The 10,926-nt window shown below is 74.2% G+C and carries 8 protein-coding genes; 1 reads left to right on the top strand and 7 read right to left on the bottom strand.

Going from position 1 to position 10,926, the window contains the following annotated elements; translation table 11 throughout:
* Nucleotides 1-120 precede the first annotated feature (120 nt).
* The gene (locus A2U95_RS05925; RefSeq protein ID WP_166021166.1) at nt 121-1,149 is read right to left on the bottom strand and encodes an LLM class flavin-dependent oxidoreductase; all 1,029 of its coding nucleotides are present in this window, start codon (nt 1,147-1,149) and stop codon (nt 121-123) included.
* Nucleotides 1,150-1,404: 255 nt separating this feature from the next.
* Here A2U95_RS05925 and A2U95_RS05920 point away from each other — a divergent pair, with 255 nt between their 5' ends.
* Nucleotides 1,405-1,749, top strand: coding sequence for an ATP/GTP-binding protein (locus tag A2U95_RS05920; RefSeq protein ID WP_166021165.1), 345 nt, complete (start codon nt 1,405-1,407; stop codon nt 1,747-1,749).
* Nucleotides 1,750-1,767: 18 nt separating this feature from the next.
* On the opposite strand, the gene A2U95_RS05915 is transcribed toward A2U95_RS05920, so the two are convergent.
* From A2U95_RS05915 to scy, 6 genes are all read right to left on the bottom strand, one after another.
* Entirely contained in the window at nt 1,768-2,586 is an 819-nt protein-coding gene (locus A2U95_RS05915; RefSeq protein ID WP_166021164.1) for an ABC transporter permease, read from the bottom strand.
* Nucleotides 2,583-3,635, bottom strand: coding sequence for an ABC transporter ATP-binding protein (locus A2U95_RS05910; protein ID WP_166021163.1), 1,053 nt, complete (start codon nt 3,633-3,635; stop codon nt 2,583-2,585). The genes A2U95_RS05915 and A2U95_RS05910 overlap by 4 nt, the downstream gene beginning before the upstream one ends.
* 152 nt (nt 3,636-3,787) lie before the next feature.
* Nucleotides 3,788-4,555 carry an ABC-2 transporter permease gene (locus tag A2U95_RS05905; protein ID WP_166021162.1) on the bottom strand — a complete coding sequence of 256 codons (768 nt, stop codon included), beginning with the start codon at nt 4,553-4,555 and terminating at the stop codon, nt 3,788-3,790.
* A 2-nt stretch (nt 4,556-4,557) separates the two neighbouring features.
* Complete coding sequence (locus A2U95_RS05900; RefSeq protein ID WP_166021161.1) at nt 4,558-5,511, bottom strand: ATP-binding cassette domain-containing protein; 954 nt, start codon at nt 5,509-5,511, stop codon at nt 4,558-4,560.
* 148 nt (nt 5,512-5,659) lie between these two features.
* Complete coding sequence (locus A2U95_RS05895) at nt 5,660-6,592, bottom strand: coiled-coil domain-containing protein (RefSeq protein WP_166021160.1); 933 nt, start codon at nt 6,590-6,592, stop codon at nt 5,660-5,662.
* A gap of 183 nt (nt 6,593-6,775) precedes the next feature.
* Entirely contained in the window at nt 6,776-10,822 is a 4,047-nt protein-coding gene (gene scy, locus A2U95_RS05890; protein WP_166021159.1) for a polarized growth protein Scy, read from the bottom strand.
* Between the last annotated feature and the right edge of the window lie 104 nt (nt 10,823-10,926).

Genomic DNA, 10,926 nt, shown 5'->3' with positions numbered 1-10,926 from the left:
CCGGCGTCCGGGCGAGGACGGTCACGCCCTCGCCAGGACGCCGGACTGGCCCCCGCGAGGCCCCCGCGAGGCCCCCGCGAGGCCCCCGCGAGGTCGCCGCGCCGCCCGGGGCGCCGGCCGTCACACCAGACGCGGCAGCACCTCGCCGCCGAGCCGCCGGAGGTTCTCCTCGGTGGCCGCGAGGTCGCCCGAACCCTCCGTGAGCAGCGCGAACCGCCGGATGCCGGTGCGCTCCGCCGTGGCCGCGAGGCGGTCGGCGCAGGTCCGGGGCGCGCCCACCGGGTGCAGTCCGCAGAGCATCTCCGTGTAGGCGTGGGGATCACGCATCGCCCGTGCCCGGCCGTCCACCGTCACGTGCGCGGCAAGGCCCTGTTTCAGCCAACCCGGCATGGCCTTCAGCAGGACCTCCCTGGCGTCTTCCGGCCGGTCGGCGATCTGGCAGAGACCCGCCGAGACGTGGGCCGCGGAGCGGACGCCGTCCTCCGGGCGGCCCGCCGCCCGCGCGTGCTCCCGCCAGGCGCGCACCATGGCGGCCTTCTCCTCGTCGCCGACGTGCATGCCCAGCAGCATCGGCAGTCCGCGCTCCCCGGCCAGCCGGACGCTCGCCGGGGAGGTGCAGGCGACCACGACCTCCGGGGCGGCGCCGCCCTCCAGCGCCTCGGAGGGCCGCGGCACCACCGGTACCTCGCGGAAGGGGAAGCGGCCTCCGTCCCCCGAGACCGAGGGCTCGCGCAGCCAGCGCAGCAGCAGGTCGAGGGAGTCGGGGAAACCCTGCTCGTAGGCCGCCAGGCCGGCGCCGAAGACCTCCAGGTCCACCCAGGGGCCGCCGCGGCCCACCCCCAGCGAGAAGCGGCCGCCGGAGGTGAGGTGCAGCAGCGCGGCCTGCTCGCCCAGGGCCACCGGATGCGCGGTGGGCAGCACGCTCACCGCGGTGCCCACCCGGAGCCGCCGGGTCCGGCCCAGCAGCGTCGCCGCGAGGGTCACGGCCGACGGGCAGACGCCGTAGGGGACGAAATGGTGTTCGGCCAGCCAGACCTGGGCGAGCCCCGCCTCCTCGGCGACCTCCGCGGAGCGGACCGCGCGGTGCAGCGGCTCCACGTGACCCTGGCCCGGGAACTGGGCGGCGACGATGAAACTTCCGACGTGCATGGGCACTTCCTGCTTTCTCGGCTCCCGAGTCGGAGCTCCCCCTACGCGGCACAACCGCCTGACACGTGCCGAGGTCACGGTCGGGTCCAGGAATTTGCCGATTGTCTGCAGAATGGGTCGTCCATGCTCCCGGGACGAAGGGGAGGCGTCGTCTCCGGTCGCGTCGCACGCCTCCCGGCGGCCTGCCCCGGGGGCTCCGCGGGGCCGCGTAGGCTTGTGCAGGTCCCAGCCCGCACCCGCCCCGTGAGGTGAACCGTGTCCCCGCGCCGCAACCGACCCAAGGGCCCCGCCGGAGGGAACGGACGGGGCGGCCCCTTCGGGGACGAGGAGGGCGGCGGCCGGTACGGCGGCTGGCAGTCCTCGGAGGACTGGCGCGGCGAGGAGTGGAGCGTGCGGCACGTCGCCGGGGCGAGCGCCGCCGGGAAGACCTACCGCTGCCCGGGGTGCGACCAGCTGATCCCCTCCGGCGTCCCGCACGTGGTGGCCTGGCCCGCGCACACCGGCGTCGACGACCGCCGCCACTGGCACAAGGCCTGCTGGAACGCGAGGGACCGCCGGTCCACGAGGGCCCAGCGGTCCCGCAACGCGCCCCGGTACTGAGCCGGGGCCGGGGCGCGCCTACACGTCCCGGTTGGCCTGGACGGCGAAGGCGCCGGCGCACGCCAGGACGGTCAGCGTGGCGAGCAGCGCGATCTGCGGGCCCCCGGTGCCGGTGGACCGGTCGCCCTCGAAGATCAGCGACAGGGCGCTGATGGCGTTGTAGTCGCTCATGAACTGCGCGATGTCCACCAGGCCGTCGTTGAAGAGCAGGAAGGCCGGCATGATCGCCGGGACCAGCAGCACGCCCAGCATGGTGGTGATGGCGCCCGCCGAATGCCGCATCATCGAGCCCACCGCGAGCGCCAGCACGCCCAGCAGCGAGACGTAGAGCGCGCCCTTGAAGACCGTCGGCACCCAGTTGACGTTGGTCCGCGCGCCCACCGTGAGCTGGGCGTAGAGGCCGACCGCGGCGATCGCCACCGCGGCGGTCACGAACGCCACCGCGAAGAACACCAGGATCTTCGCCGCCAGCACCCGGTGCCGCTGCGGGGAGGCGGTGAAGGTGGTGCGGATCATCCCCGTGCCGTACTCGGAGGACACCACCAGCACGCCCAGCGACACCAGGCACATCTGGCCCAGCAGCAGGCCGAAGAAGGCGGGCATCGTGTACGGGGTGTTGAGGTAGGTGTCCGCGCCGACCAGCCCGGCCATCATGCAGCCGATCAGGACCACCAGCGCCAGGAAGACGCCCAGCGTCCACAGGGTGGAGCGCACCGAGCGGATCTTGGTCCACTCCGAGGCGAGCGCGTGGCCCAGGTGCGTCCTGCCGATCGGGATGGGGGAGACGTAGGAGGGGGTCCGGGGGGCCTGGTCCGGGATCTGCTGGGTGGTGGTCATCGGGCGTCCTCGGTGAGGGTCGGGCGGGCGGCGGCGGGGACGGGCTGCTGCGGCGGGGACCAGCCGGGCTCCCCGGCCCACCCGCCGGCCGGGTCCGGCGCCGGCCCGGACCGCATGCCGACCTGCGGGTCTGCGGTGGAGCGGTAGTCGACCATGCCCTGGGTCAGGCGCATGTACGCCTCCTCCAGCGACGCGTGGTGCGGGGACAGCTCCCACAGCCGGACCTGCGCCTCGTGGGCGACGTCGCTGATGCGCGGCAGCGGCATGCCGGTCACCCGCAGCGCACCGTCCTGCTCGGGCAGCACCTGCGCCCCCGCCGCGGTCAGGGCCGAGGTGAGCTTCTCCCGCTGGGCCGGGTCGGTGTCTGGCACCCGGACCCGGGCGAAGCCCGCCGAGTTGGCCGCGATGAACTCCCGCACGCTCATGTCGGCGAGCAGCCGGCCCCGGGCGATCACGATCAGGTGGTCGGCGGTCAGCGCCATCTCGCTCATCAGGTGCGAGGAGACGAAGACGGTGCGGCCCTCCGCGGCCAGCGACTTCATCAGGTTGCGCACCCAGAGGATGCCCTCCGGGTCGAGGCCGTTGACCGGCTCGTCGAAGAGCAGCACCTGCGGGTCGCCGAGGAGCGCGGCGGCGATGCCCAGGCGCTGGCCCATGCCGAGCGAGAAGCCCTTGGTGCGGCGGCCGGCCACCTCGGAGAGGCCGACCAGCCGCAGCACGTCGTCCACCCGGTGCGCGGGGATGCCGGAGAGCTGGGCGATGCTCAGCAGGTGGCGGTAGGCGTCCCGGCCGCCGTGCACGGCCTTGGCGTCCAGCAGCGCGCCGACGTGCCGGGGCGCGTTGGGCAGCCGGCGGTAGGGGTGGCCGTTGACCGTGACGTGGCCCGACGTGGGGGTGTCCAGGCCGAGGACCATCCTCATGGTCGTCGACTTGCCGGAGCCGTTGGGCCCGAGGAAGCCGGTGACCATGCCGGGCCGCACCTGGAAGGAAAGGTCGTCCACGGCGGTCTTGTCGCCGTAGCGCTTCGTCAGGCCAACTGCCTCGATCATGCTTCACCCATCGTTCGGCACCGCGTCGTGGCGGACGGGGACGCCATGCCCCCCAACAGGGTTAGGAGAACATCAGCGGGGGCCGTGGTTCCAGAGTGACGGCGGGAAAATCGCGCGGTGTCGCTTTCGTCCCGATCGCGCCGCCGCGGCCGCTACGCGTCGCGCCGCTTGAGCAGCAGGTAGCCGCCGGCGAGGACCACCAGGCACCACAGCGCCATGATCCCGAAGCCGCCCCAGGGCCCGTACGGGACGTCGTCGTCGATGGTGACCACCTGCATCACCCGGGCGCCCGCCTGGTCGGGCAGGTACTGGCCGACCTTCTTGGTCGCCTCGACCGTGCCGAGGATGGGGGAGAGCAGGAAGAACAGCGGCATCAGCACGCCGAGGGAGAGCATCGGCGAGCGGAGCATCGCGGCCACGCCCATCGAGAAGACGGCGATCAGCGTCATGTACAGCGCCCCGCCGACCACCGCCCGCAGCACGCCCTCCTCGCCGAGCGACGTCCGGTGCGGGCCCAGCATGGCCTGGCCCAGGAAGAACGAGGCGAAGGCGGTGACCAGCGCGACCGCGAAGGCCGGCGCCGTCGCCACGGCCAGCTTGGAGCCGTAGAACACCCCGCGCTGCGGCACCGCGGCCAGCGAGGTGCGGATCATGCCGGTGCTGTACTCGTTGGAGACCACCAGCACACCGAAGACGATCATGGCGAGCTGGCCGAGGCTCATCCCGGCGAAGCTGATGAAGGTCGGGTCGAAGGTGAGACGGTCCCGGGCCGGCATGTTGCCGAACTCCCGGCGGGTGAGCCAGGAGATCAGCACCCCGAGGGCGACCGTCACCACCAGGGCGACGGAGAGCGTCCAGACGGTGGAGGCCACCGACCGGACCTTGGTCCACTCGGAGCGGACGACCTGCGCGACGGCCATGCTCATCCCTTCTTCCAGCCGGCGCCCCAGGGCGCCTGCTCGTCGGCCGCCGGGCCGCTGTGGGCGTGGTACTCGACGGACTCCGCGGTCAGCCGCATGAACGCCTCCTCCAGCGAGGCCTGCTGGGGGCTCAGCTCGTGCAGCACCAGGCCGTGCCGGGCGGCCAGCTCGCCTATCTGCTCGGCGGCCACCCCGTCGAGCTCCAGCACGTCACCGGTCTCCATCGCGGTGAGACCGGCGGAGCGGAGCACGTCCAGGAACCGCTCCCGTTCGGGCGTGCGGACGCGGACGTAGGAGCGGGAGTTCTGCCGGATGAAGTCCGCCATGGACAGGTCGGAGAGCAGCCGCCCCTGGCCGATGACGATCAGGTGCTCGGCGGTCAGCGCCATCTCGCTCATCAGGTGCGAGGAGACGAACACGGTGCGGCCCTCGGAGGCCAGGCGCTGCATCAGGGTGCGGATCCAGTGGATGCCCTCCGGGTCGAGGCCGTTGACCGGCTCGTCGAACATCAGGATCCGCGGGTCGCCGAGCAGCGCGGCGGCGATGCCGAGGCGCTGGCCCATGCCCATCGAGAACCCCTTGGCCTTCTTCTTCGCCACGGCGGTCAGGCCGACGATGTCCAGGACCTCGTGCACCCGGCGCTCGGGCAGGCCGTTGCTCTGGGCGAGGCAGAGCAGGTGGTGGTAGGCGCTGCGGCCGCCGTGGTTGGCGGTGGCGTCGAGCAGGGCGCCGATGGACTTCAGCGGGTCGCGCAGCTCGGCGTAGTGACGGCCCTCGATGCGGACGTCGCCGGAGGTGGGGTGGTCCAGGCCGAGGATCATCCGCATGGTGGTGGACTTGCCGGCGCCGTTGGGGCCGAGGAAGCCGGTCACGATGCCCGGACGCACCTCGAAGGTCAGGTTGTTCACGGCGACCTTCTCGCCGTACCGCTTGGTCAGCCCCTCCAGCGAAATCATGGCCCCCACGGTAGGGGGACGGCCTGGCCGTTGCCACCGGAACGGGCCGCTTCGGTGCGGGGCGCGGAAAAGTCCGCGCGGTCACCGCCCGGCACGCCGAAGGCCCGCACCGCGGGGGCGGTGCGGGCCTTCGCCAGGGACCGGGGGGTCAGCGGGTCTGCTGGGCCGGGACCGTGCGGGTCGACTCCTCGTCGGCGGGGGAACCCGCCGCGGCCACCGCCGCGCCCGTGAGCGTCGCCAGCATCTCGCGCACGTTGGTGAGCTGGGCGTTGATCGAGTCGCGGCGGTTCGTCAGCGCCGCCAGCTCCCGCTCGGACTCCGAGCGGATGCGGTCGGCCTTGGCGTTCGCGTCCGCCACGATGTCCTCGGCCTGGCGCTGCGCGGTCTCCACCGTCTGGCGGGCGCGGCGCTCGGCGTCGGTGCGCAGCTTCTCCGCCTCCAGGCGCAGCTGCTCGGCCCGGTGCTCGATCTCGGCGAGCCGCTTCTCCGCCTTGGCCTGGCGCGAGGCGAGGTCGCGCTCCGACTGCTCCCGGCGCTTGGCCAGGTTGGTCTCGAAGTCGGCGGCGGCCTGCGCGGCCTTGGCGCGGGTGTCCTCGAAGAGGGCGTCCGCCTCCTCACGCTTGGCCTGCGCGTCCTTCTGCGCGTCGGTGCGCAGCTGGGACGCCTCGGAGTTGGCCTTCTCGACGATCCGCAGACCCTCGTCCTCCGCCTTCGCCTTGCGCTCCGCCGCGTAGGACTCCGCGTCGTTGCGCACCTGCTGGGCGGCGGCCTCGGCGAGCTCCCGGTGCTGCTCGGCGGCGCGACGGGCCTCCTCGCGCAGGTCCTTCGCCTCCTCCTCGGCGAGCCGGAGGATCTTCTCGACGCGGGCGCCGAGTCCGGCGTAGGACGGCTCCGACGCGTCGGGCTGCGCCTGGACGTTCTGCGTCTCGAGGTGGAGCTCCTCGATGCGCTTCTCCAGCGCGGTGATGCGGGCGAGCGCGCTGTCGCGGTCGGAGACGAGCTTCGAGATCCGTTCGTCCACCTGAGCGCGGTCGTACCCACGCCGGACCAGTTCGAAGCCGTAGGGGGATGTGTCGCTCATGGGGTTCCTGTCGAATGAGACCGGTGAGGTGATAAGGGGAATCCTAGGCTGCTGGGCGGCGTGTCATCGAGCGGAAAGCCCGATTCACCGGGAGAATGGCACCCTTTTTGCGGGGAAACGGCCGGCTCTGGTCCGGGTTGCAACGGTGGGGTCGTCCCAAGGACACCGAAATTCACCCTCCGGTCAGTTGTCGGACGACTTGCCACCTGATCGGGTGTTCCCCGCCGAGGCTCCCGCCTTGACGCCGGTGTCCTTCGCCGGGCTCGGAGCCTCGAAAGACTCCAACGCCTCCAGCACGTCCTGGACACGGGAGATCTCGGCGTTGATGTCCTCGCGGCGGCGCACCAGGACCTCGAGCTCCCGCTTGCCCTCCTCGACGGTCCGCTCGGCCTCGGCGACGGCCTCCGCCTTGATCTTCTCCGCCTCGGCGACCAGCGAGGCCTTCTTCTGCTCGGCCCCCTTGAGCAGCTCCTCGGCCTTCTTCACGGCGGCGATCCGGACCTTGCCGGCCTCGGAGTTCGCCTCCGCCAGGACCTCCTTGGCCTTGGCCTCCGCCGTGGCCAGTTGCTCCTCGGCGGCCTTGACCAGCGCGTCGCAGCGCTCGCCGGCGGACTTCATGGTCTCGGCGGCCTCACGGCGGGCCCGCTCGTGCAGCTCCTCCACCTCGGCCGTGATCCGGTCGCGCAGCTCCTCGGCCCGCTCGCGGATCGACGTCGCGTCCCGGCGGGTGCCGACCAGCAGTTCGTCGGCGTCCCTGCGGGCCTTCTCCACCAGGGAGTTGCCCTCGACGGTCGCCTCGGCGACCAGGCGCTCGGCCTCCTTGCGGGCCGCGCCGACCATGGTGTCGGCCTGCGCCTCCGCGTCCGCGGTCGCCTTCAGGGCCTGCTGCTGCGCGTCGGCGAGCAGCTTGTCGGCCTCGGCGGCCGTCTCGGAGATCAGCGTGTCGACCTGCTCGGCCGCCTCCGAACGCCGCTTGTTGGCCTCCTGGCGCGCCTCGTCCAGGGTGCGCTCGGCCTCCTCGCGGGCGGCGGCGGTGAGCCGCTCGGCCTCCGCCAGGGCCTCCTCGCGCAGCCGCCGCGCCTCCTCGCGGGTCCGCTCGGCGTGCTCCTGCGCCGTGGCCACCGTCCGCGAGGCGTCGGCGCGCAGCCGCTCGCTCTCCTCGGCGGCCTCGGACCGCAGCCGCTCGCTCTCGGCGGCGGCCTCGGTCCGGAGGCGCTTGCTCTCCTCGGCGGCCTCGGTCCGGAGGCGTTCGCTCTCGGTGGCGGCTTCGGTCAGCAGGCGTTCGCTCTCGGCGGTGGCTTCGGTCCGGAGGCGTTCGCTCTCGGTGGCGGCTTCGGTCCGGAGGCGTTCGCTCTCGGCGGTGGCTTCGGTCCGGAGGCGTTCGCTCTCGGCGGTGGCCTCGGTCAGCAGGCGTTCGCTCTCCGCGGCGGTCTCGGCGGTCAGCCGCTCGGCCTCGCCGCGGGCCTCGCCGATCAGGGTGTCCGCCTGGGTGGCGGCGTCGCTGCGGATGCGGTTGGCGTCCGTACGGGCGTCGGCGCGCGTGCGGGCCGCCGTCCGCTCGGCCTCCGCGGTCGTCTCCGCGGCCTCCTCGCGGGCCCGGCGGGCCTTCTCCTCGGCCTCGGTGCGCAGCCGCTCCGCCTCGGCCGCGGCCTCGGCGACCGTCCGCTCGGCGAGCGACCTGGCGGCCTCCGACTCCTCGCGGGCGGCGCCCAGGATCCGGCCGGCGTCCTCCGCGGCCCGCTCGCGCTCGGCGTAGGCGTCGGCGCGGACCCGGTCCGCCTCCTCCTCGGCCTCCTTGCGGGCGCGGTCGGCCGCCACCTCGGCGGCGGTGCGCAGGCCCTGGATCTCCTCCTGGGCCTGCTCGTGCAGCCCGGCCACGGACTCGCGCACCTGCTGGGCGTGCTGCTCGGCGGCCGACACCATCTCGCCGGCCCGGCGCTCGGCGTCCTCGACCAGGCGCAGCGCCTCGGCCTGCGCCTCCTCGACGCGCTTGCGGGCCGAGGCGAGCAGTTCCTCGCTCTGCTCGCGGGCCCGCTCGCGCTCCTGGCCGGCCTCCTCGCGGGCGGCGCCCAGCAGTTCCTCCGCCTCGCGGCGGCGGCGGGCGGCCTCCTCCTGCGCGGCGGCCAGGGTCTCGGCGGCCTCGGTCCCGATGCGTTCGGCCGCCGTCCTGGCCTCCCCGCGGAGCCGGTCGGCGGTCTCCTGGGCGTCGGTCTTCAGCCGCTCCGCCTCGGCGGCGGCCTCCGACCGCAGCCGCACGGCGACCGACTCGCCCTCGGCGCGGGAGGCGGCGGCGTCGGAGGCGGCCTCGGTGCGCAGCCGCTCCGACTCCTCCTCGGCCTGGGCGCGCAGCGAGGCGATCCGCTCGGCGGCCTCGGCGCGCAGCCGCTCGGTCTCCTCGGTGGTCTCCCGGCGCAGCCGCTCCGCCTCGGCGCGGGCCTGGGTCAGCGCCTCCTCGGCGGCCGCGTGCCGCTCCTCGGCCTCGGTGCGCAGCCGGGCCAGTTCCCCGGCGGCCTCGGCCTTGCGTGCCTCGGCGGCGGCCTCGGCCTCCTCGCGCAGGACGCGGGCGGCCTCCTCGGCCTCGGACCGCACCTCCTCGGCGCGCTCGGCGGCCTCCGCCTTGAGCCGGTCGGCCTCGGCGCGGGCACGCTCCAGCGCCTCGTCGGCCTGGCGGCGCAGGGTGGTGGCGCGGGTGAGGGCCTCGGTGCGGACCTTCTCGCTGTCGGCGGTGGCGGTCTGCCGCATGTCGTCGGCGTCCGCCTTGGCCTTGGTCAGCAGTTCCTCGGCCGACTTGGCGGCCTCCTCGATCTGCTGGACGGCCTCCTTGCGGGCCTCCTGCCGGATCCGCTCGCCCTCGGCGACCGCGTCCGACCGCAGCTGCTCGGCCTCGCCGCGCAGCCGGCGCGCCTCCTCCTGCAGCTCGACCGTGCGGGCCCGGTACTCCTCGGTGTCGTCCTTGGCGCTGCCCTTGAGCTGCTCGGCGATCTCGTGCGCCTCGGCGCGCAGCCGGTCGGCCTCCGCCTCGGCCTCGGCACGGATCCGCTCGGCCTCGTCGGCGGCCGCCCTGGTGGTCTTCCGCGCGTCCTCGGAGGCCTTGGTGAGGACCTCCTCGGCGGTCCGTGCGGCCTGCGCGAGCTGGGTGGCGCTCTCCTCGGCGGTGACCGCGCGGGCCTTCTCGGCGGCCTCGGCGACGATCTTCTCCGCCTCGGCGCGGGCGGCCGCGACGATCTGCTCGGCCTCGGCCTTGGTGGTCTCGGCCTCCTCGGTGGCCTCGCCGACCAGCCGGGCGACCTGCTCCTTGGCCGTGCGGACGCGCTGTTCCTGCGCGGCCTCGGCGCCGGCGATGGCCTTGGCGGCGGCCTCCTTGGCCTCCGCGACGACCTTGTCGGCCTCGGCGCGGGCGGTGCGCAGGGCCTCCTCGGCCTCCGCCATCCGCTGCTCGGCGGCGCGGCTCAGCTCGGTGGCCTGACGGCGGGCGGTGTCGGACTCGGCGACGGTGGTGGTGCGCAGCCGCTCGGCGTGCTCGGTGGCCTCCTGGGCCTGCGCGGAGGCGGCGTTCAGCAGGCGCTCGGCGTCGGCGCGGGCGCGGCGCAGGATCTGGTCGGCCTCGGTGCGGGCCGCCTCCGCCTCGCCGGAGAGCCGCTGGCGGGCCTCGGTGACCAGCCGCTCGGCCTCGGCGCGGGCGGCGGCCATGGCCTGCTCGGCCTCGGCGCGGGACTCCTCGAGCAGCCGGCGGGCCTGCTGCTCGGTGCGGGAGCGCAACTGCTCGGCCCAGGCGACGTTCTCGTTGACGTGCGACTCGACGGTGGCGCGGCGCTCGGCGAGTTCCTGGTCGAGCTGCTGGCGCCGGGTGACGGCCTCGGTGTGCAGCTCGGCCTGGAGGCGGGCGGCCTGCTCGGCGTGCTCCTGGAGGATCCGCTGGGTCTGGGCGCGGACCTGGCTCAGCTCGCGCTCGGCGTCCTGGCGGAGCTGGTCGGCCTGCATCTGGGCGTTACGCAGCAGCTGTTCGGCGTGGTAGCCGATGTCACCGCCCTCGAAGGGGGGCCGGAACATGAGGGTGCGGCGCGCCTCGTGGAGCTTGGCGCGCAGCACCTCGACCTGGTAGCCGAGGTCCTCGGCGTGCTGGATCGCCTTCTCCCGCTCGGTCCTCAGCCGCTTCATCTCGGCCTCGAACCGAGTCAGGTGGTCGACGTCATCCGCCGGTTCCCGCTCCTGGCTTTCGTAGCCCCGCACAGCGCGGTCCCATCCGTCCCCTGGTCGCAAGCGTGTCAACGAGCTCCGTCCAGTCGGTCGGACGGGGCCCCCGGGGATTGGTGTCGGACTCGCTGGGCAAGGGC

Origin of the sequence: Streptomyces chilikensis (genome assembly GCF_001642695.1) — a bacterium.
Taxonomy (GTDB): Bacteria; Actinomycetota; Actinomycetes; order Streptomycetales; family Streptomycetaceae; genus Streptomyces; species Streptomyces chilikensis.
This window is presented reverse-complemented; position numbering and strand designations above follow the sequence as displayed.